Origin of the sequence: Endozoicomonas euniceicola, assembly GCF_025562755.1 — a bacterium.
GTDB lineage: Bacteria > Pseudomonadota > Gammaproteobacteria > Pseudomonadales > Endozoicomonadaceae > Endozoicomonas_A > Endozoicomonas_A euniceicola.
On record NZ_CP103300.1, the window covers coordinates 4,751,641 to 4,774,243 of the forward strand.

Annotated in this window: 15 protein-coding genes; 9 read left to right on the plus strand and 6 right to left on the minus strand. The window is 48.2% G+C overall.

Annotated features, from left to right (window positions below; genetic code table 11):
• Positions 1–66 precede the first annotated feature (66 nt).
• Positions 67–1,101 carry a hypothetical protein gene (locus NX720_RS19230; protein ID WP_262596768.1) on the minus strand — a complete coding sequence of 345 codons (1,035 nt, stop codon included), beginning with the start codon at positions 1,099–1,101 and terminating at the stop codon, positions 67–69.
• Between the two features lie 232 nt (positions 1,102–1,333).
• Between NX720_RS19230 and NX720_RS19235 the strand changes: the two genes are divergently transcribed.
• A complete protein-coding gene (locus NX720_RS19235) occupies positions 1,334–2,083 on the plus strand; it encodes a response regulator (RefSeq protein ID WP_262596769.1) in 750 nt (249 codons plus the stop codon).
• Positions 2,084–2,095: 12 nt separating this feature from the next.
• On the plus strand, positions 2,096–3,628 hold the full coding sequence (locus tag NX720_RS19240; protein WP_262596771.1) for an ATP-binding protein: 1,533 nt from the start codon (positions 2,096–2,098) through the stop codon (positions 3,626–3,628).
• A gap of 129 nt (positions 3,629–3,757) precedes the next feature.
• Here the strand turns inward: NX720_RS19240 and ygjK are convergent, their stop codons facing one another.
• Positions 3,758–6,367, minus strand: a complete 2,610-nt coding sequence (gene ygjK / locus NX720_RS19245; RefSeq protein WP_262596773.1) for an alpha-glucosidase — start codon at positions 6,365–6,367, stop codon at positions 3,758–3,760.
• A gap of 413 nt (positions 6,368–6,780) precedes the next feature.
• On the minus strand, positions 6,781–8,034 hold the full coding sequence (locus NX720_RS19250) for an ISL3 family transposase (RefSeq protein ID WP_262596775.1): 1,254 nt from the start codon (positions 8,032–8,034) through the stop codon (positions 6,781–6,783).
• Positions 8,035–8,247: 213 nt separating this feature from the next.
• Between NX720_RS19250 and ebgR the strand changes: the two genes are divergently transcribed.
• A complete protein-coding gene (ebgR, locus tag NX720_RS19255; RefSeq protein WP_262596777.1) occupies positions 8,248–9,222 on the plus strand; it encodes a transcriptional regulator EbgR in 975 nt (324 codons plus the stop codon).
• A 361-nt stretch (positions 9,223–9,583) separates the two neighbouring features.
• Entirely contained in the window at positions 9,584–12,727 is a 3,144-nt protein-coding gene (locus NX720_RS19260; protein WP_262596779.1) for a glycoside hydrolase family 2 TIM barrel-domain containing protein, read from the plus strand.
• A 93-nt stretch (positions 12,728–12,820) separates the two neighbouring features.
• Here the strand turns inward: NX720_RS19260 and NX720_RS19265 are convergent, their stop codons facing one another.
• Positions 12,821–13,054 carry a hypothetical protein gene (locus NX720_RS19265; RefSeq protein WP_262596781.1) on the minus strand — a complete coding sequence of 78 codons (234 nt, stop codon included), beginning with the start codon at positions 13,052–13,054 and terminating at the stop codon, positions 12,821–12,823.
• 489 nt (positions 13,055–13,543) lie between these two features.
• Between NX720_RS19265 and NX720_RS19270 the strand changes: the two genes are divergently transcribed.
• Positions 13,544–13,924, plus strand: coding sequence for a hypothetical protein (locus tag NX720_RS19270; protein ID WP_262596791.1), 381 nt, complete (start codon positions 13,544–13,546; stop codon positions 13,922–13,924).
• Positions 13,925–14,054: 130 nt separating this feature from the next.
• On the opposite strand, the gene ptsG is transcribed toward NX720_RS19270, so the two are convergent.
• A complete protein-coding gene (ptsG, locus tag NX720_RS19275; protein WP_262596793.1) occupies positions 14,055–15,506 on the minus strand; it encodes a PTS glucose transporter subunit IIBC in 1,452 nt (483 codons plus the stop codon).
• A gap of 211 nt (positions 15,507–15,717) precedes the next feature.
• Positions 15,718–16,989 (minus strand): ABC transporter substrate-binding protein, encoded by a 1,272-nt coding sequence (locus NX720_RS19280; RefSeq protein ID WP_262596795.1) that lies wholly within the window; start codon positions 16,987–16,989, stop codon positions 15,718–15,720.
• A 1,172-nt stretch (positions 16,990–18,161) separates the two neighbouring features.
• Between NX720_RS19280 and NX720_RS19285 the strand changes: the two genes are divergently transcribed.
• From NX720_RS19285 to gap, 4 genes are all read left to right on the plus strand, one after another.
• Positions 18,162–20,291 carry a WD40 repeat domain-containing protein gene (locus NX720_RS19285; RefSeq protein WP_262596797.1) on the plus strand — a complete coding sequence of 710 codons (2,130 nt, stop codon included), beginning with the start codon at positions 18,162–18,164 and terminating at the stop codon, positions 20,289–20,291.
• Positions 20,292–20,364: 73 nt separating this feature from the next.
• Positions 20,365–20,523: a hypothetical protein gene (locus NX720_RS19290; protein WP_318654058.1), complete on the plus strand. Its 159-nt coding sequence runs from the start codon at positions 20,365–20,367 to the stop codon at positions 20,521–20,523.
• 223 nt (positions 20,524–20,746) lie between these two features.
• Positions 20,747–21,004, plus strand: a complete 258-nt coding sequence (locus tag NX720_RS19295; RefSeq protein ID WP_262596798.1) for an HPr family phosphocarrier protein — start codon at positions 20,747–20,749, stop codon at positions 21,002–21,004.
• A 534-nt stretch (positions 21,005–21,538) separates the two neighbouring features.
• Positions 21,539–22,549 carry a type I glyceraldehyde-3-phosphate dehydrogenase gene (gene gap / locus NX720_RS19300; RefSeq protein WP_262568755.1) on the plus strand — a complete coding sequence of 337 codons (1,011 nt, stop codon included), beginning with the start codon at positions 21,539–21,541 and terminating at the stop codon, positions 22,547–22,549.
• Positions 22,550–22,603 lie beyond the last annotated feature (54 nt).

Sequence of the window (22,603 nt, forward strand, 5' to 3'; positions counted from 1 at the left end):
CGTAAATGCCCTTCAGGGTATTTATGCGCTCTACTTAACTGCGCTACACGGCAACAGTATTGAGTCCTAAAAGCTAGTATAGAACCAGTGATTTCTAATGAGTGTCACTGGTTCAGGTGCTTGTTCTGCCTGTTCATCAAAGACTGTTCTTATTCTGCTGTTCTGATCGTAAGATTGTGCACCACCTTCATTTCCGCTTTCGCTTTCCCCTTCGCTTCCACCTTCATTCCCGCTTTCGCTTCCACCTTCATTCCCGCTTTCACTTTCCCCTTCGCTTCCACCTTCATTCCCGCTTTCGCTTTCCTCTTCGCTTACGCCTTCATTCCCGCTTTCACTTTCCCCTTCACTTTCTGATGCCCACATGTTGTTGTGAGGTAATTCAAAATGCCATTCAATGTCGTTTTCTGTGTATGAAACAACGATATTACCTATCTCGTTTTCAGAGATATGGATAGTGCGAATATCTCCATTTGACCTCAGGATATGCAGTTCCATGGAGCGATGTTCAGCATCAGGCTCAATGCTATATCGGTTATAGACTCCATTAGCCTCGTCCGGTACAGAGGGTATAAGCACGTTAAGTGGCAGGTATACAGAGAAAATATTGATACTATTAACAGGTTGGTTGATGGTGGCTAGTAATTGCTGGTAGTCAGTGGTTTCCGGAACCATCCTTGAAAGCTCATTAAGCTGCTCAAAAAAACGCTCAATTATTAATTCCAGCCAGCCGCTGTTATCCATCTGGTAATTAAAGAATTCTGAAGGGAGGCTGATGCTCATAATGCTTTGCAAGTGCCTGTCATGGGAATGTTGGCCAGCCATTGGCTGTGAACAGCCAGGAGCTGAAAATATTATCTTTCGGGTTTCCATTAAAGGGTAGAGGCTGGATTCAAAACAATTCCATTGGCTGGTAATTGTCGCTTTCTTGTCAAGTAGTGTTGTAAATCCGGTTAGTTTAAAGGTACGACTTTTTCCTTTAGCATCTGTGAATTTGACACTGCCTTTCAGGTGAATAATTTCAGCATGAGTCAATACAGGTGTGGTTATTGCCATCAGGCAGAGTAAGGCAGCTCTGACTAGATGGTAAATAAGCACTTTCATGCAATTAGCCCTGATCATCGGAAAATCCCTAAAACAGTAAGCAGTTTTGATTTATAGCTCACTTAATATAAGAGCGCCGTGACCTGGCATTTTTTTCTGTACGTTAATATGGACTTGTTGGAGTCTGTGAGCAGGGTAGTATTCGATCAGTTTATCTAAAATTGAGTTAAATCATTATGTTTCGTTCTCTACCCGAGACATAATGTTGCAGAATATTGGGATTTAGTTGCTTATGGTTGATTCTAGCACTGTTTTTGTTGTAGACGACGATGATTCGATCCGCGATCTGCTGGCCAGTTACCTGAAAAAGAATGGTTATAACGTTATCGCTGCCAATAGTGGAGAAAGCTTTTTGCAGGCGTTTCAGGCGTGGTGTTCTGCCGGAGGGGATGAAACACGTGCCATTGTCGTGTTGGATATCATGATGCCGGGCATGGATGGCTTTGATGTCTGCCGGGAGTTGCGCACTTTCTCAAAAGCGCCGGTAATAATGCTGACAGCGGTTTCTGATGAAATGGATAGAATCATTGGTCTGGAAATGGGTGCTGACGATTATCTGGGTAAGCCCTTTAACCCTCGTGAACTGCTGGCACGCATTAAAGCGATTTTCCGCCGCAGTGAGCAGGTGGCAGAGCCAAAAAACACAGGGCGTTATGCGGTTTTTAATGGTTTCTGTCTGGATACGGTGACTCGTGAGCTGGTCTCACCTGAAGGTGAAATCGTACCTTTGACGGGGGCCGACTATAACCTGCTGATGTTGTTTATTCGCAATCAGGGCAAGGTGCTAAGTCGTGAGAGTATCGCTGATGTAACGCGCAAACGAAACCCGGCGCCCATGGATCGTTTTATCGATGTGAATGTCAGCCGTTTACGACAGTGCCTGGGTGAAAATGCCCGCGCTCCGGAACTGATCAAAACCGTCAGGGGGCAGGGGTACATATTAACGACTGAAGTCGTATGGATTGATAAAGCGTCCGCTTGAGGAAATAACTATTTGTCTGACTTTGTTGATGTTGGCACTGGCGCAAAGGTTCGCAGTAAAACGGCCAGAAAGTACTGGGGCAGACTGTCTTCCCTGAGTCGAACTCTACTGCCTGACTCTCTGCCCGGACGGTTTTTCATGTTTATGCTGTTGCTGGTGTTTGCTTCGCAACTGGTCATCAGCAGTGTCTGGAACTTTCAAAGCTGGACGACTCAGGAAAAGGCACTGGAAAACGTTGTTTCCAATATGGCTGTGCGAGTATTGTCGACGATTGAGTACTTTGATTCCCTGCCTGACCGCTATCGGCACATTATTCTGGATCAGTTGCGGGATATGGGGGGGACGCGTTATTTCGTGACACTCAACCGTGACTTTATCGAGATCGACGAACTGCCCGGAACCCGAAGTCAGGATATTGTGATTAACGGTTTTAAGGACACCCTGGGGGCCTTTCAGGCCAATGGTACTTTTTCCAATGACGCTATCAGTATTGCGTTTTCGGCACCGGAAACGCTGCGGGTGTTTAATAACAACACTTACCTGATGGAATTAACCGAAAGCTGGGGGCAGCACACGCTGATTGTTGAGCCACTGTCGTTGCCGGTTCTGGTGATACAGGTGCCGGTTTCAGATAATGAGTGGTTGTATCTTGCTACCCTGATGCCAGACTCCGGCATTATGTCGTCTTCTCTGCCTATGGATTTGCAAGTGATTTATCTGTTCGGGCTGACCGTCTTGCTGATGTTCGGAAGCTGGATGATTTACGTGCTGACGCAGCCGGTGGAGCAATTATCCAAGGCGGCTGAAAATTTTGGCAGAAGTTTTGAGCCTGTGTATTTGCCGGAAGAAGGGGCGCGGGAGTTTAAGACGACTGCCAGTGCCTTTAACCGCATGCAAAGGAATATTCAACACTTCCTGAATGACCGGAAACAACTGTTTTCCGGAATTTCCCATGATCTGAAAACACCGTTAACGCGGTTGCGCTTGCGGGCAGAAATGCTGGATGACGACGATGAACGACAGGGGTTTGTTGAAGATATTGAACATCTGGATATGATGGTGCGCAGCGCCTTGCAAATGGTTCGGGATACGGATATCCATGAAAATCCGGAAAGTGTCGATCTGGAACAGATGCTGGAGAATATTGCCCGGGCTGGCCGGTCTGTTGGGCAGAAGATCAGCGTTAAGTGCCATGAGCACGAAGTCGTCACTGGCAAGCCCCTGGCACTGCGGCGTTGTTTTGAAAACCTGATTGATAATGCGGTGATCTATGGTGGCAGTGCTGATATCTCTCTTTCTGTAGAAGACGGTTATAACCGCATTGTCATCAGAGATCAGGGACCCGGATTGCCAGGAGGTATGGAAGAAGAAGTCTTTCAGCCCTATCGTCGTTTTGAGCATGGTGAAGCCTGTAATCCCGGAGGTAATGGCTTAGGCCTGATTACTGCACGACACCTGGTGGGGACTCACGGGGGGCAGTTAAGCCTTCGCAACCATCCGCAGGGTGGACTGGAAGTGACGCTTACCATTCCTTGTGACATCTGACTGTTTTTCCGGTCTGGAGTTTCGCAGCTAAAAAAACTGTTTCTAATCTGCTATTTCTGACGTGCCAATAAAGACAGGGGCTGCTCCCGGGAACAGCCCCCATTCTGAACTAAGCCACGTGTCGTGGGTTTATTCTGACTTGTTCATAAAGTTGCGGTACATCATGTAGAAATGCGCCGCACTCCAGCCGAAGTTGGTAGCGCCCTGAACGGCACCGGTTTCAGGGTTATAGTTCTCCCTGATGGCGCCGTCTTCCAGCAGGCCTTCAGCGTTCTCCAGAATCTTGTTCATCTGGGTTTGAACATCATCGTGGAAGCCGTAGTTTGCCAGCCCCTGCAGGCCAAAATACACCTGGTCAACCCAGACACGACCACGCCAGTAAATGTCCGGGTTGTAAGCCGGGTTGCTCATGGCAGCAGTGGGGAATGGTACCTTTGGAGCATTAAACTCTTTCGGGTCCATGATCACATCACGAACCTTCTGAGCATTTTCCTGTGTAGCAACCTTGTTAAACAGTGGGGACCAGCCTTCAGGGCCGCGGCCACGCATAGTCAGCAGCTCGCCGTCTGTATCCTTCTGGTAAGGCTCCACTTTTTTGCCGGAAATTTTGAGATCGTAGTAGAAGCCGGACGTTTCATCAAACATGTGGGTGTTGATGTAGGTCGCGATCTTCTCTGCGTCTTCGCGGTAGGTTTTGGCGTCTTCCAACTTGCCCAGGAGATCCGCCATTTGCGCCAGAAAGTTCTTTTCACCCGCCAGGTAAGAGTTGATGTCAACGGATTCCTGGTTGATGGTGTAGCCTACTGGTTCGCCATTCACCTTGTGCTGGAAGAAGCGGGGTGTCCAGTCGGCACGGGCAAGAACCATGTTGCCGTCGTGTTCTTTTTCCGCATACGCTTGCAGCTGTTCATCAGAAATGAAACCAAAGTTGGCGGCATTATCCCTGCCGGACTCCCAGCCTGCACCATCCTGTGCCGGAGCAGAAATATCAACTTCACCCCAGTCTGCCATCAGGTCATACATGTCTGTGCTGTAGCAGGTTTGCTTCTGCTCTTCACCTTCCAGACAGGATTCTCCCATCATCTTCTTCAGGTCATCAGGCATTTCCAGTTTATCAGAATAAGTAAAGCTGAACTTCAGCTCACCGTGTTCATCGTTGTGAGCCGGGTCCATAGTGGCACCGTACTCAACAATACCGTTGCCATTGACGTCACGATTTGTGTACCACCAGTTATGGTACTCAACCAGCTGTGGGTACATTTCTGCGATCCACTTGACGGCATCGTCTTCACGACCCTGCTCTTTCAGACCCAGGTAGGTTTCCCATACGGACCAGGACGCCAGGGATGGTTTGGTGTTGCGTTCGTTCCAGTTGTCGCCGTCCAGGTGATCAGCGTTTTGCAGGTGTCGAATTACATCATTATTAAATGGTTTTTCTACACGCAGGGACTGGGCATTCGGGAATACCACGTCAATCAACATACCGGCATCCTGTGGACGCAGTGTGTCGTCTTTGGTCACCTGATAGTCGAACATGGCACGCACGTTGTCCATGGCCAGATCAGGGTTGATGTGGGCCAGTGCGTAAACGTGCTTCCAGCTGTCCCATGGCCAGATGCCACCGGCAAACCATGGTGCGGTATAAGAGGGGGTTACACCGGAGGTCTGCAGGAAGCCATAGGGCGAACGCCAGTTGGTGTGCAGGTTCTGGATGGTTTTTACCGCCAGACGGGACTGCTGTTTGGTGGCTTTATCGTTGGTCAGACCGTTTTTCAGGTAACCTTCCCAGCGATCTGCAGACTTCTTGAAATAGCTTTCAGGGTTGTTCAGGATGCTTGCAGTCCGCTTTTCAATGTCGGCTACTTCATTCGCATCGTGACCGTAGGCCTGGGTGGACCAGACAGACGAAGAGCTACCGGCGGCAATGGTAACCGGCGAGGATTTGGACTCATAGCTGAGTGGATCATTCAGATTGAATTTTGTTTCAAGCGTGCGACGAATCATAAAGGTCGCACCATCCTGAGTCATCATCACATAGGTATCACGCTGTTCATTCAGGCGGACATTGATACCATAAATGTCAGGCGTGAAGGTGCGGAACTCTTCACCGTATTTTCCTGTCACTGTTTCTTTATTTGTGACACCCGGTTTACGATACAACTCTTCTGTCAGCTCACCCGCCCAGTTAAAGGTCAGCTCTTTTGCAGAGCTGGATTTGTTCAGGACAGTGGTCTTAACCAGGGAGACGCGTTTATCGACAAAACGCATTTCCATAGCGACTTCAATATCTCCCAGATCATAACGCTGGTACAGGGCGCCGGGGTAAGAAATCAGCTCAGGATTTTTAACCGAAGTCAGGTCGTAAACACGGCCGCTGCTGTCGGTCAGGGACAGCTGGTCCATGTATTTGCCCAGCAGAACATTGTACTCTTCAGCGATAATGGAAGGGCCGGTAAAGCTGCCGTAAGTATCAGCGCTGCCCGGCAGCAGGAAGCCGTGCCAGCTACCATTGTCGTACAGTGGGTTGAATTTAATATTACTGTATTTATCCCGCTCACGCAGGGCCATTGGGTTGCCGCTACGGTTCAGTACGTTGTCATACTGCAGGGCGATTTCACCCAGAGGATTCAGGGAAGAACGATCAATGTTAATTTCATCGTCATCATTTTTGTCGGTACAGCCTGTCAGTAGCATTGATGTAATGATCGATGCCGCCAGTAAACTTTTCTTAAAGCGCATAGCTGATAGAAGCCTAACTAATATGTGGAATAAACTTTTTTCAGGCAAAAGCTGACCGCCCTGTTGGAGCAGCAGGCAGCTGATACAACTGAAAACGAATGCTTAAACTGAACTCAGCAAGAAACCGGGTATAAAGACGTAAAATTAAATTCCCAAAGGTTGGTTGCTGACGAATTTGCTTGTAGAAAGTAGTGAAATGGTATGTAGAATTTTGCTGGAATTATATGATCTTTATCAATTTTTAGTAATTTATTGTTTGTATTTTGTGCATCTTGTTAGGTATAAATTCGGAGTGTTTTGGCAGGTTGTGTATTTTTTGGAAATACCCAAAAGCGATAGAAATTATCATTCTTAGTTATTTTACTTAAAAAATAAGTATAAAATACTCGTTTTTATTAATATTTTTTGCCTCGTCAGTAAAATCTGTGGGCAGTTTCTGGTTCAGGTAGTTTGCCAAGCGCATGATATAGGGCGATTTCTGCACATCTGTAGGTTCTGAATCCATACGATTTTCTCGTAGTGAGTTTTATCTTGGTATTCAGACCCTCAACAATTCCGCTGGAAAACGCCTTTTTTGCCCTGAACCAGTTCAGAATAAGTGGCTTATGTCGTCGAATAGTTTTGACCACCTTCTTCATTGGATCTATCTTTGACCGCATGACTCTTGTACACCAACGATCCAGATATTTTCCTGCCCAATGTGGTGAAATGTAATCCCAGAACACCTGAAATTCCTCTTTAAGCAGGTAAGCTCTGACACTTTTCAGGTTGTACTGGAGTACTGTGTTTAACTTGATCTCTTCTTTCTCTGTCAGATTTTCTTTTCTCTTGAGCAGGCACCAGCGAGTTTTTTTCAGAACAGGTTCATATCCGTCTGCCTGAAGTTGTTTGTGCTCTGATGCCCTGACTTCATCAATGGCTTTGTTTAGCATGGCAACGATATGGAAGCGATCCAGAATATGCAGTGCCTGGCAGGCAAACTCCGCAATCGCCTTCACGTAAGGCTGCCACATATCAGAGCAGACATACTCCAACTGCTGGCTTCGCTCTGTACCAAAGAATGAGAAAAAGCTGCGAATCGTCGCTTCAGTACGCTCTTCGCCAATCCACAGCAATCGTGTGCAGTTTCGATCAATCTGGTAAACGACAGTCAGGTACTTATGGCCTATTTGATACGCCACCTCGTCGACACCTATGGCCTTGATATTGTCGAGCGAACGATGCGCCTTGCCCCATTCAACCACATACTCAACAGCATGAAAGACCTTCTCCCATGATGTATTGAAAGTGCAGGCAACCTCTTTCCAGGAGAGCTTTCTGGCCCAGCTTGCCAGAAACTGCATGTAGACTTTGGTAAGTTCTTTCTTGCCATCACCCCATGGAACCTGTTCAACCTTTACGCCACACGTCTTGCATTGAACCCTGCGCATTGTGTAGAGCAGAAAAACTCTAATTCCCCAGAGAGGGACGAACTCAAAACGGCGTTCAGCAAGAGAATCGTAGCCTGGTGCTGGCTTCAAGCAGCCTGAGCAAACGGCATGACTGTTCTTTCGAGGAACCACTGTCACATTAAATACTTCTGAACCTTGATAGACGCCGGGTTTTACATCCTGATAAACAAATGACTTGAGTTTATGGACTTTATTGAGGATAGTTTTAATCAGCATCAGTGCTGCCTTTTGTTGTTTTTTTGTCCTTCAACAAAAAGCTATCAAAAGTCAGCCACTGGTGCATCTACCTCAAAAATTTGTTCATTTCTACCCACAGTTATCCCTGAAGAGCCTATTTTTTACGCAAATAATGAGTTGCCCTTTCTGGGTTGGTTTCTAGAAAAACTCACTCATTGTGTTATAAAGGCCACTTTGTTCCCGGGAGTTTAAATGACTACGCTCAAAGAAATTGCACTTGAAGCAGGAGTTTCGCTTTCAACGGTGTCGAGGGTGTTAAATGATGACCCCACCATCAGTGTCAAAAATGAAACCCGCCATAAAATTCTGGAGGTCGCTGAACAGCTGGAGTACAAAAGCACTCGTAAAAGAAAAAAGCAGCAGGAAGCGGCACTGAATATATTGGCTGTTTACAACTACAGTCAGGAAAACGAAGTTCACGACCCCTACTACCTCTCCATCCGCTACGGAATAGAGCTTCAGTGCAAGAAGCTTAATTTCAACCTGAAAGAAAGTTACGGATTTAACCCGGAGTGTGATGCTGGCAGTTGTAGCGGTGTGCTCCTGGTTGGCTGTGCGTCAGACACCTTGCTTCAACAGTTGAAAGAACGCTTTCAGCATGTGGTGTGTATAGATAGCAGCCGCTTTGAGGGTGAGGTTGATTGTGTCTATACGGATTTGGGCAGAATCAGTCGGCAGGTGGTTGATCTGTTTATCAATGAAGGCTACTCAAAGCTGGGCTTTATCGGTGGCCGGGATATTGAGGCGGCGACTGATGAGCGCGAAGAAGTTTTTCTGAGTTATGGTCAGAAAAAAGGGGTGGTTTCATCGCAAGATGTTTATGTCGGTGAATTTTCAAGCTCCTCAGGCTATAAGCTGGCACAGGCAATGATTAAGCAATCTCTGCCAGAAGCTATCTTTGTCGCATCGGATTCCATGGCCATCGGTGTGCTGCGGGCGTTGCACGAGAGTCAGGTAAGAGTGCCTGGCGATGTTGCGCTGATTAGTGTTAATGATATTCCGACGGCAAAGTTTACCTTTCCTCCTTTGTCGACATACAGGATTCACTCAGAGCTGATGGGGGTCCAGGGTGTGAACCTGTTGTCAGAGCAGATTCGGGAGGATCGCGATATTCCACTGACCCTGACTATCCCAGCCCAGTTAAAAAGTCGGGGAACCACTCGCTAACCGCTGTTTGCAGGTACTGCTGGTGTGCTGATGACCCAGCGCTCGCTCAGGCATGATTGAAAACAATTAAAAGACAGTAGCCTTACTTTTCCGGATTGCCCGTTTACGCCTGCCCCCGGGTTGCAAATCTTTTATGCGGTTTCAAAAAATATGATCAGTAGAGAAATAATATGTTCAGTTTTTTTCTGAACTGTTGGTTAACTTTGATTTGCATCAGTTATTTCTGGTAAACATCCGGTTAATGTTGTGGGTAAATTTTTACTAAATAATTTTTATCTGGAATGCTTTGGGCACCTGGATATTCCGGTCAGTCGATGTCTGGCCGGGACGTCTGAACCCAATAAATGTTACTGGAGTAAATATGACGGCTGTCGTTTATGGTGACCTGAAGGTCGCTGACCTGTACGAAGATATCAATCATGTCCCTGCGGTGATGGAAAATCACCAGATTAATGGCATTAATAAAGAAGCGCCAAGGGTTAACGCGTTTCCTTACACGGTTGAAGCGCTGGCACTCAACAATAAGCCAGAGCTGGCGGGTAACTACCTGTCTCTGAACGGTTTGTGGAAGTTCAACTGTGCCGTTAACCCGCAATCCCGTCCAAAAGGATTCCAGCAGGAAAGCTTTGATGTTTCCCAGTGGGACGATATTCAGGTTCCCGGTAACTGGGAAGCCCAGGGTTTTGATAAAGCCATTTACCTGGATGAACGTTTTCCGTTTCAGACCGAGTGGCCTGAAGTGCCAAGGGAATACAACCCTGTAGGTTCCTATCGTCGTACATTTGAAATGGACAAAAGCTGGGAAGGCCGGGAAATTTTCCTGCAACTGGCTGGTGCCAGAACGGCTACCTTCATCTGGATTAATGGCCTGCGTGTTGGCTACACCCAGAACGCCAAGAACCCGGCTGAATTCAATATTACCCCTTATGTTCGGGAAGGTGAAAACAGCATCGCCCTGGAAATTTTCCGTTGGTCTAATGCCAGCTATCTGGAAAAGCAGGATATGCTGGATATGTCGGGCCTGGAGCGAGAAGTCTTTATCTATTCAACCGATAAGACCCGCATCTTTGACTTTGACTGCCGCACAACTCTCGATAACACCTTTACCCAGGGTGAAATCAGCCTCAACGTAGACCTGAAGCATTTTGCCGAGTCTGCCCCGCAGGGCCTGACTCTGAAGGCGCAGTTGCTGGACGATAAAAACGGTTTTGCGCCTGTTGTCAGCCAACAGCAAAGTGTGTCGTTTGACAGCGATGAGCAACGACTGACGTTTGCTGCTGAGGTGGCGGAGCCTCGTCTGTGGAGCGCCGAAGCCCCTAACCTCTACACTCTGATGCTGACCCTGAGCGATAGCACTGGCAAGGTTCTGGAAACGACCTCCCATAAAGTCGGTTTCCGTCGTATTGAAACCACGGGTGGTCAACTGACGGTTAATGGCAAGGCGATTAAAATCAAAGGTGTGAACCGTCACGAGCTGCACCCAACCCTGGGTCATGTGGCCACTGAAGAGACCATGCTCACTGATATCCGCCTGATGAAAGAACATAACATCAATGCGGTGCGCACCAGTCACTTCCCATGCCACTCCCGTTGGTATCAGTTGTGCGATGAGTATGGCCTGTATGTGGTTGACGAAGCCAATATCGAGTCTCACCCACTGGCTCTGAGTCCTGAAACCCAGATTGGTGATACCGAGTCCTGGATTCCGGCTCACCTGGATCGTATGCAGGCGATGGTGGAAAGAGATAAGAACCATGCCTGTGTCATTATCTGGTCTATGGGTAATGAAGCCGGTGAGGGCTGTGTCTTTGAAACCCTGTACAACTGGGTAAAAGAGCGCGACGGTAGTCGTCCGGTTCAGTACGAGCCAGCCGGTGAAGCGCCTTATACCGATATCGTTTGCCCAATGTATCCAACCCTGGAACGTCTGCAGGCGTTTTCCCAGCAAAACGACGGTCGCCCAATGATCATGATCGAGTATGCTCACGCTATGGGTAACTCGGTCGGTATCCTGAATGATTACTGGAAGATCATTGATAACAGTCAGTGCCTGCAGGGTGGTTTTATCTGGGAATGGATGGACCATGCGCTGGAACTGACCAACGACAAGGGTCAGAAGTACTGGGGCTATGGCAAGGACTACCATCCTGACCTGCCTACCGACGGTAACTTTATGAACGATGGTCTGGTAGCGCCTGATCGTACTCCGCACCCGCACATGGCAGAAGTGAAAAAGGTTTACCAGCCGGTTCGTTTCCATGCGGTTGATGCGGCTGCCGGTCGTTTTGAAATTGAAAACCATTACGATTTCATTAGTCTGGACAAGTTTGAGATTCAATACCAGATCAGTGCGGATGGTATTCGAGTGGCTAAAGGCTCCCTGGGTGTTAATGCTGTAGAGCCCGGTCAGCGTGAAGCGCTGACAGTTGACCTTTCCGGTCTGGAGATCAGCGAAAGCAGTGAATACCTGATTACCCTGAGTGCTGTAACCCGTAACAATGAGCCAATGCTGGGCTCAGGCTATGAAGCGGCGTGGGATCAATTCTCCCTGACCGCTCGCCCTGCCTATCAGAAGCCAGCGATTAAGGAAGAGCATTCCATAAAACTGGCGGAATCAGAAGCTTCCGTTTCACTGAAAGGGCATAACTTCGATATTCGTTTTGATGCGAAGACGGGGCAGATGGCTGAGTACCGGGTGGATGGTAAGAACCTGATTCGCACGGGTCTGGAGCCAAACTTCTGGCGTGGTCTGACCGATAACGATCTGGGGGCAAAAGCGTTTGAGTGGGCGACCATCTGGCAGGACGCCGGCACTAAACGTCAACTGACCGCTATTGAGGTGGAGCAGTTCAATTCACAGGAAGTGCAGGTGACTACCCGTTTTGACCTGCCAACGATTGAGTGTCAGTACGTTCTTACTTACCAGGTCTTTGCTGATGGCGAGTGTCGTGTAGCGGCTGAATTTACGCCAGGTGAGAAAGAGTTGCCGGTGATGATGCGCTTTGGTATGCAAATGACTCTGCCTTCTGACTACCAGTTTATTCAATGGTTTGGTCGTGGTCCGGTAGAGACTTACGAAGACCGTAAAGGCGCGAAGGCGGCTGTGTATGGTGGCACCATTCAGGAACAGATTCATGCTTACCCACGCCCGCAGGAAACAGCGAATAAGACCGATGTTCGCTGGGTGGCACTGACACAACAGGATGGTGTTGGTCTGGAAGTGATTGCTGAAGACACGCTACTTAATACCAGTGCCTGGCCGTTTGCCGCTGAAGAGCTGGATTTTGTGTCAGACGACGGTTCCATGGGAGCGTCCGGCCTGACTCCAATGTCCTGCAAGCATGGCGCTGACCTGCTGCCTGGCAACCTGGTGACCTGGAATATTGATCTGACCCAGATGGGTACTGGCGGTCAGAACTCCTGGGGCTCCATGCCACCAATGCAGTATCAGCCGCAGGTGAAGTCTTATCAGTACGCATTCCGTATGCGACCTGTTAAAGGTTAATTGTCTTTCTTTGAGTCTTTCTTTTAAACCAGAAACGGAGTCGTAAAGGCTCCGTTTCTGTACTATGTAGACGGTATCTAAAGCAATGAGTGTTCAGCGTCTTCGATCCTCTTCACGCAAAGGCCAGTGTTTTATTTTTTCGCGTTTTTGTTTAGTACTTTTCTGCACTTTGTCACTGTTTTGCTTCATGCCCTCTCGCTTATCTTTGAGAGCGCAATTAAACGTTTTCGGGTAGTGCTGGAACTCACATGGATTCGGACCGTCATCCCTTGCGAGCAAAGGGAGTGAGATAGCCAGGGTTGCGATTCCGAGCATCAATCTTTTCATAATCAGCCTCAAGTGCGTTAATTAATGGCACCTGAAATATCGACTGCTTACCAATAAACTCCACTAAGGGAAGCAGTAGAACATAATATACCGCTGTTGGCTTTTGGCTTTTGGCTTTTGGCTTTTGGCTTTTGGCTTTTGGCTTTTGGCTTTTGGCTTTTGGCTTTTGGCTTTTGGCTGTTGGCTGTTGGCTGTTGGCTTTTGGCTGTATGAGCAGCTAATAGCCAAAAGCCAACAGCCCGGTAAGTTATTGAATGCTGCGCCCCTAACTTGTCATCAGGAACTATTCTGAAGGGTATCTCGCTGCTATACCAAAACTAATGAATCTAAAACCAGTGGTTTCAAGTGAGGTTCCGTTTAATCACTTCTTTGAGTCTTTCTTTTAAACCAGAAACGGGGTCGTAAAGGCGCCGTTTTTGTTTCTGTGTCTTTTTCATGGTCTGCTAAGCTGATTGCTCAAACAAAAACCATCTACTCAGGAAGCGCCCAATGAGTGCGACAGCAGAATCGAATGAGCCGGATCACACACTCAATACTCTGGCTGACATGATCAGTATTCTGGGTGAAACCCGGTCTGACGTTAAGGTTCTTGATCGTAAGGTTGATACTCTTGATCGTAAGGTTAACGCTCTTGATCATAAGGTTGACGCTCTTGATCATAAGGTTGACGCTCTTGATCATAAGGTTGACGCTCTTGATCATAAGGTTGACGCTCTTGATCATAAGGTTGACGCTCTTGATCATAAGGTTGACTGCATCCAGCAGGAAAACTGTGAACGCTTCGACCGGATTGAGCTAGAGCAGGCAGAGACTCGCAAGGACATTGCCAGGCTGGAACTGCTCATCCGTCAACGACTGCCGGAAAACTAATTCGCAACTGACATTAAGTATCAGGCGGATTATTGCAGGCAGTGAAGTATTTTTAAGTGCAAAAAAACGGGGGCTTCTCTTAGTGAGAAGCCCCCGTTTCTGAAGCTAACTTAATCGATGTAATGATTGATTAAGCAGTCGCCGCAGTCACGCCGCCAGCTTTGTTCACTTCGTGCATGGCAGTCTTGATGTTCTCAGACTGAGTACCGAAGATAGCCTGCATGTTGTTACCCACAACCATTACGCCGCGAGCGCCCAGTGCTTTAATAGCGTCCTGGTCAACTTTCTTCACGTCAACCACTGCGACACGCAGACGGGTGATGCAAGCGTCGATGGAGTTGATGTTAGCGTTGCCACCGAAAGCGATGATCAGCTTGCCAGCCAGTTCGGGGCCAACTTTTACCTGAGAACCGCTTTCTTCGTCTTCACGACCCGGAGTTTTCAGGTTGAAAGCGGTGATGATGGTACGGAATACGCCGTAGTAAACGGCTGCGTAAACAGCACCCAGAGGAATCAGCCAGAAGGACTTGGTGCCGATGCTGGAGAACAGGGCGAAGTCGATGAAGCCGTGGGAGAAGGACGCGCCCATCTTGATTTCCAAAAAGTTGGTAATCACGAAGGCGAAACCAGCCAGCAGGGCGTGTACAACATACAGAGCCGGAGCCAGGAACAGGAAGGAAAATTCGATGGGCTCGGTGATACCGGTCAGCATGGAAGTCAGGGCTGCGGAGATCATGATACCGCCAACACGCTTCTGGTGCTTGGTCTTAGCGCAGTGCCACATGGCGATAGCCGCAGCAGGCAGACCGAACATCTTGAACAGGAAACCACCTGCCAGGAAGCCAGCAGTCGGGTCGCCAGCGAAGAAGCGAGGAATGTCACCAGTGAATACCTGACCAGCGTCGTTGACGAACTGACCCATTTCCATCTGGAAAGGAACGTTCCATACGTGGTGGATACCGAAAGGAATCAGCATACGCTCAACGAAGCCGTAGACAAAGCCCATGGTGACAGGGTTGCCATCAACAGCGTAGTTACCGAAGGACTTGATGACATCACCGATTGGAGGCCATACGAAAGCCATAACAGTACCCAGGGCGATGGCGGCGAAAGCGGTTACGATAGGAACAAAACGCTTGCCTGCGAAGAAGCCCAGGTATTCTGGCAGTTGAATTTTGTAAAAACGGTTGAACATGAACGCCGCCAGGGCACCGGCCAGGATGCCGCCGAATACGCCGGTATCGATGGAGGTGATGCCCATGATGGACTTGGTTTCAACACCCATCAGGCCTGCAACCAGACCCATGGTAGCCAGCATAACCACGTAGCCAACGATAGCGGCCAGAGTGGAAACGCCGTCGTTATCGGTCAGACCCAGAACGGTACCGATGGCGAACAGCAGTGGCAGGTTACCGAATACGGCACCGCCGGCCTGTGCCATCACCTGGCTGAGCAGCTCAGGCAGGAAACTGAAGTTAGCAGCGCCGATACCCAGAAGGATACCTGCAACGGGCAGGATGGCGACAGGCAGCATCAGCGCACGGCCGATTTTCTGCAGCACCCCAAAGGCGTTTTGCAACATGGTGTGAAACCTCGTGTTGATTGAGTCTGTTCAGCGTCACCCGGACTGTTGTTCGGTGTGAACCTGTGTTTGATTGTTATCGTGGGCGAGACTATCAAAACGGTCGTACCTGTTGGGTAAGGTAAGTAAACGAAATGTAACGAAGTCTTTCTTTAAGGGGCGTGATGATAAAAACATTGTCCTGTGTCAATTCTGCGTCAATAAAGGGCGACTATCTGGCGGGTGAGAGCAGTGCGGCAGATAAGGACTTTACCGCTTCCTCCGGTGTGGCGGCCGGGTCAGACATATAGAGGCTGACAAAGTTGATGACAGGCACCTGCAGAGACTCTCTGGCGGCCATGCCATGAATAATGCTCGGTACCAGGGTGTTGGTTTTGATACTGGCGTGAAGGGCTTCCAGGCTTTGTTTCTGGCAACCCTGAAGATGGTCTGTTGCATCCATGCGCACAGGGATTGAGCCTTTGTTTTCGCTGAATGCGATTTGTATCTCTTTGCTCATCAGCTGGTGGGTTAACCTTTGCTGTGCCTGACGGTCCTTTAAATGCCTGGTGTTAAACATGGCAAAGCTGTCGATGTTGTAGATGAACTTGTCTTCGGTTCCGAAGGCGGGCAGGCAGTAGAAATCCTGCCCTTCGACCTGGCCATTTATTTTGAACTCCCCAAGCGCCCAGTCCCCCATTAGCATCATGGCCGCCTTGTTGTTAATGATTTCCCTGGTGGCCTGGTCCCATGACATTTTGCTTCGATTGTCCGGAGTCAGGGAGACAATTTGTTTCAGTTTTCGAAATACCCTGATCATGGTCGGGCTGGTCAGGGCTTTCCGGTCATGATGAACCAGTGCCTGCCGGTAGAAATCCGCGCCTCCTTCCGAGAGCACGACGGACTCGAAAATAGCCGCCTGCTGCCAGGCTTCTCCGCCGTGAGTTAATGGAATAAAGCCAGCCTGGCGCAGACGAGGGGCAATGGCGATCAGCTCATCCCAGCTGGTAGGGATTGCCAGCCCGGTGTCTTCAAAGGCACCCGGATTAACCCATAGCCAGTTGCTTCGGTGAATGCCAACGGGAACACCATAGAAACGCCCCTGAAACTGAATGGCATCGGAGACAAATTCAGGTAGTACAGATGTCCATTGGTTGTGATTGACGGTGTCATCAATGTCTGCCAGCAGACCCAGGCTGGCCCAGCTCTTAATGCCCTGACCACTAATCTGGGCTGCATGTGGAGGGTTGCCTGAGATGACCTGAGATTTCAGTACGGTCATGGCCTTACCGCCACCGCCACCGGCAATGGCTTGATCAGACCAGGCAAAGCCGGACTTTGTATAGTGATCTTTCAAAATGTCTGTGGCGGCAGCTTCACTGGGGGAAGTCCACCAGTGAAGTACGTCTATAGTGTCTGTGGGTTGACTGGAAGGAGTGGCATTGGCTGTTACAGAATTGAGCGGACCGGTCAGGAGTAATGTTATAAGCAGGCGCTGGATCATGGGTGAGGGGGTAATTGTGAATCGTTAAATAGTGAGTTGTTAACGCATAACTGGAAAGAATGTTTTGCTGTAGATCAATTTACTGGTTAATAGTGTTTTTTTAATGTGTGTAAGGGGAGCTAATGCTTAAAATATGACGCTTTTCGCTGGTGGTTGTGTGAGCAGCTAATGGGCAGAAGCTAAAAGCCCGGTGTATTTTTTATGTGAACACTGAAAAAACGCCTACCCTGTTATGACAGTTTTTCAGACTCGTTGAGTCAGGGGGAAATTAAGGTATGAAGAGTAGCGGCTTCTTTTCAAGCTTCTTTTCAAGCTTCTTTCCTGGATCGGTCTGGCTTCAGATAATCATTTTTTTATATTGTCCGTTTACGCAGGGTAGTGCTTATTTGCAAGTCGACTGTCGTATAATAACGTCTGAGCATTCTGGTTTCAAATCACCCTGGCTTCTTTCTGATGATGGAAAAGTGTGTTCTCTGGCGCAGAAAAAACCAGTAAAACCCTTGACTGAAAGGGTTGCTGAACCTGTCAGACTGCTACTGTTTGGGATGCTTGCATCACTTTCCACTTTCCTTACAAAAAGTTCTGAAAGCGCAGTTACCCCTTTTCTTCGTTCCCCGGTATGGGAGCCTGAAAAGATTCAGCCAGATTTCCTGCATCGTGAAGAAGGCATTCTACAACCGGAGACTGATGTTGAAAGATGGTTTCCTGTTGATCAGATCATTCCTCAGAGCTCTCAAAAGCTATTACAGAAGTGGAACCAGTTAATGGACCACTATAAAAATCTTACGACCGCCGGAGGTCCAGGCAGAGTTGACCAAAATACAAAAACTGAAACAACCCGTATTTTTTTATTCCTGGACCAGCAGAAATTTAAGGTAGTTATTGTACCTTCACAACCCTTGTCCCGTGACGCCAGAGACCGGTTAAACCATCAGATATTAAATACATTAATCCATACTTACCGTGTTGCGCTGGACAAGAGCGAAGCGCTGACTCCAGTGTCCGGAGCGACGACTGTGGCAGCGGGTGGCAGTGACAGGGGAGGCGATGATGATCGGGAATCCTATGACAGAAATCCGGTGACTTTTTATCAGAAAGATACCGGTTTTCAGAACGATGCCAGTGGGTTCAATACCTTTGCTTCCCTGTTTGCCAGGGAGAGGGGGCGTTTATTGAACATACTTTATCGGCGCATTCAGAACGCTATTTATTCCGGTGATGACACGCTTGCCAGTATATTGCGCGATCGAATTACAGTTTTTGAAGTAGATACGGTTGAGCTGCTTCAGCAACTGTCTGGCACCCAGAGACAAAGAAGTACCTTCGAGCCTTTTCTGGAAACGCTGCTTACAAACTCCCGGGAAACACAGTGGTACGAAGCATATTCTGAAGAGGGGGGGAGACAGCAACGTTTACCCGTATGGCCCGGATCAAAAGCGGGAGAATACTCTGGCAGGCAGTGTCCGAATTCAGAATGCGGTAGTCGTGGATCTGGCTCAGGTTCGGATTCAGATTCCGGTGGGGCTTCTGGCTCCAGTGGGAATATCAAAAAAACAGGAAAAGATGGAAAACGTTATGCAGGCAAGAGCGGTGAAGGTGGAGATGAAGGCGGAGATGAAGGCGGAGATGGAAATAAAAAACAGAAGATACTTGATGTGGTAAGTTGGGTTCAATCGCAATGCCCAATATGTAAGGCGAAGTTGCGTGGTGGAACTTTCTTGCGAGAAAACGAGGCATTCACTGAGTTCACAAATCTTTGTCCAGACTGTCAGGAGTCCAGAAGAGAGGCACCAGCATCTCCATTTGAAAAAGTACCTGAATTACCCAGAGAGCTGATCATGAAATGTCTTCCTCTGAAAGATAAAATAGCTCTGGCTTCAACAAACAAAAACAATCATGAATTTAATAACCAATATTGGTTAAAGCGGCTTTCAGTTATGAAGGAATTTCATTTTGGAGGCAAGGATGACAGCCTGCGGCAGGAGACGGAATATTATTTTAGCGATCCTGAAGTGATAGACAAAATATGCAAAGGCATTGAAATCTCAAGAGAGTTTGTTGATTCGATTTGTAAAACCCCACTCGACTATGCTGCATTTGTTCTGTTTTTAGCCAGCAACAATAAACTACATCCCCGGTATTTAAAGGACTTGAAAGATTCTGGCCGCTTTGCAGGCAGCATAAATGCCATGGAAGTATTATCCGATGGCTCGATAGCATCCGTTGAAAGAGATATTAAGCTGTTTATCCGAAACCCTGACGGTAAAATAATTGAGCCGACTGAACAGCTTTATGAAGTCGAAAACTCAGACGAAGACGACGACGACTACGACGACTACGACGAAGACGAGTCTGATCAGTACATCACAAAAATAATAAAATTCCCCCCGGGTTTCTTACTGATTGGTAACAATGGGGGGCTTTCAATAGGTCCGAATATTAACGAACTGCATGTTTCCGAAGAAGGTGTGCCTGACAAACCGAGACATGCCAGTGAACATGCGTGTGCAATAGATGACAGCCGCTTTGCTATGGCTTCCGGGAATGACATTTTTATATGGAAGGTTGATAGTTGCAGGAAAAACAGATCCTGCCAAAGCAGCCTTAAAGGTCACGAGAATTCAGTGAGTGCTTTGATAAAACTGCCCCGTGGCCAACTGGCTTCGGGAGGAAGTGACGGCCAAATCATGATTTGGGATGTGAGTCAGACACGTCCTGTACATACGTTGACCGGGCATGGTTGTCGGGTGACATGTTTAGCCGCTGTGTCTGACAGGCTGCTTGCATCCGGAGACTCTGAGGGTAACTTAATATTATGGGATGTTGACCAGGGGAGGTCACACCACGCCCTTAGGGCCCATGAACATGGAGTTAATCTCTTGTTCAGATTGCCTGATGGACGACTGATGTCTTGCACCTGTCATCGTGATTTTTGTTATTCGGACAGTGAAGTAACGATCTGGACTATTAATCACGTCGGTAAAGAGCTCTCCCGGGCAGCCGTTTTATCTCTAAGTAGTATTCGCTATATGGCTGTTCTTGCGCCAGACAAGCTGGTTGTAGAAATGGATAACGGTGATTCAGCTATAGAGCTTTGGGGGTTATACCAGCCAGAACGAGAGGCTTCGGATGGAGCCAATATGAGGAAAAAAGAGCGTGAGAGGAAAGCTACTAAAGAACAGCACGACGAGATTCGTAAAATGATGGACGCTCCGTGTTACTCGGAAGCTGTGAGCGGCATGATGGCACAAAAAAGAGAGAAACATCCAGAAAAGTTCAGCGATTATAAGCCGGAAAATTAATGCTTTTAAACCAAACCCCAATTGAAACCAGTGGTTTTATAACCCTAAGTCTGTTTCAGCCTGCATTACCCTCTTGCGACTGACTCTGGCAGATCGTGATAAAATTGATGAGCCGGGCCTTAAAGCCATAGGCGCAAAAGGTGTGGTTAAGCTCGGAACCAATAACCTTCAGGTAATCCTTGGTCCACAGGCTGAAATTATTGCCGGTGAAATCAGGCTGGAGATAGCTTAGCGACTTTTTGCTAGAAGTTGTCCCGGGAAATTGTGCGGAATGGAGCGATAGCGATAAACCGCTATATCAATCCCTTTCGCTTTCTATTCCAATAGAATTGTAAGGGGTTGCCGTTGTGCAGCTCCGCAGGTTTTAATTTGAGCATCCGGAGAGGCTGACTTATTCTTTTGCAATTCAGCCTCTTTATCGCTCGCAAAATCTCCACGCTATTGAGAGAAAGGCAATGTTTAAAAAAGACGTAGTTATTACTGCTGAAAATGGTCTGCACACTCGTCCAGCTGCTCAGTTCGTAAAAGAAGCCAAAGGCTTCGAATGTGATGTCAAACTGGAAGCAGGTGGTAAACAGGCCAGCGCCAAGAGCCTGTTCAAGCTGCAAACTCTGGGCCTGACACAGGGCTCTACGGTAACCATCATCGGTGAAGGTGAAGGCGCTGAAGGTGCTGTATCTCACCTGGCTGAGTTCATCACTACCCTGAAGTGATCGCTGTTACGATCCGAATTTTTTCGGATCGGTTCACAGATGTTTACCAGACTTGAGACTGGCAGACATCTGGAAAAAGCTGAGCTCCCCAACAAAGTATCAGGTGACGACAGGTTTTTGTCTTATGGCTGATGCTTTGTTGGGGAGCTCGGCTTTTTTTGTTTCGGAAAGACGGTGCCGTGAGTAAGTTTGCGACACCGGTCTGTGGGTTTATGTCAATAGTCAATTTTGTTGATCAGGGTCAGTTTTTTGAGTTGGGCGATACAGGGTGTTCATTTCTGTATTCTGTTGTGCTTTTTACTGCAATGATCGGTATGGTTTTGGGTATTTGTCGTCTATCCTGTGAATAGCCTGTCGGGCGCTGTCCGGATGTGTGAATGTTTGTTTTGTGGGTCTGGTAAATTCTGTAAACCCTTGTGTTTAAAGGAGTTTGTTGCGTTTTGTAGGTATTTTCACTAGGCTGTATTCGCACAGAAATTGCTATTTACTAAAGCCTATAGCGGCTTATCCGCTGTGACTAAGGGTATTGGAGACATCATGATCAAAATCGCTATCAACGGCTATGGCCGTATCGGCCGTAATGTTCTGCGCGCACTGTATGAAGCAGGTCGCCGTGATGAATACCAGATCGTTGCTATCAACGACCTGGGCGATGCTAAAATCAACACGCACCTGACCAAGTACGACACTGTGCACGGTCGTTTCAATGCTCAGGTTGAAGAAGGTGAGAACGCACTGTTTGTAAACGGTGACGAAATCAAAACGTTCTCTGAGCGTGATCCTTCTAACCTGCCCTGGGCTGACCTGGGTGTGGACGTAGTTTTCGAATGTACCGGCGTATTCCGCTCCAAGGACGCTTGTCAGCCTCACCTGGACGCTGGTGCCAAGAAAGTCATCATCTCTGCTCCTGGTTCTAACGTAGACGCTACTATCGTTTACGGTGTTAACCACGAGACTCTGACTTCCGACATGACCGTTATCTCTAACGCGTCCTGCACCACCAACTGCCTGGCTCCAATCGCCAAGCCTCTGAACGACGCTCTGGGTATTGAAAAAGGTCTGATGACCACCATCCACGCGTACACCAATGACCAGCGTCTGAGCGACGTATACCACAGCGACCTGTATCGTGCCCGTGCCGCTGCACAGAACATGATCCCAACCGCTACGGGTGCTGCTGCTGCTGTAGGTCTGGTGGTTCCGGAACTGAAAGGCAAGTTCGACGGCATGGCGGTTCGCGTTCCCACTGTTAACGTATCTCTGGTAGACCTGAACTTCGTTGCTGGCCGCGAAACCACTGTTGAAGAAGTGAACGAAATCATTGCTACTGCGGCCAAGTCTTCCGAAGCCATGAGCAAGGTTCTGCACGTGAACTACGAGCCTCTGGTTTCCATGGACTTCAACCACAGCCCGTTCTCTTCCAGCTTCGATGCGACCCAGACTCGCGTACAAGGCAACCTGGTTAAGGTAATGTCCTGGTACGACAACGAGTGGGGCTTCTCCAACCGTATGCTGGACACCGCTAAGGCTTTCATGAACGCCTGAGTGTTGTTTGACTGAAAACACAGGCTCTTTATGAGCCTGTGTTTTTATTGTTTT